At 64.2% G+C, this 246-nt stretch carries 1 protein-coding gene; it reads right to left on the reverse strand.

Translation table 11 applies throughout. The annotated features are described in order from the left end of the window. Positions 1–246, reverse strand: a 246-nt coding sequence (locus J5M58_RS27460) for an amino acid permease (RefSeq protein WP_207880651.1), incomplete at both ends; no start/stop codon positions are given.

Consider the following 246-nt stretch of genomic DNA (forward strand, 5'->3'; position numbering starts at 1 on the left):
GCAGCGCGCCAAGCAGCGAAACCGCCAGGCCGATACTGATCAGCAAGGCGCCCCACGGCCCGACGATATGCTCCAGTACCGAAGCCAGCGACGGGTTCTGCAGCCCGGCCAGTTCCGGCTGGGTCATGATGCCCAGCGACAGTACGTTGACCAGCACCAGGAACAGCAGCACGGTAACGAAGCCGATGACCGTGGCCTTGCCCACGTCAGAGCGTTTTTCCGCCCGCGACGAGAAGATGCTCGCAC

This window comes from Pseudomonas sp. 32_A, assembly GCF_017490905.1.
Taxonomy (GTDB): Bacteria; Pseudomonadota; Gammaproteobacteria; order Pseudomonadales; family Pseudomonadaceae; genus Aquipseudomonas; species Aquipseudomonas inefficax.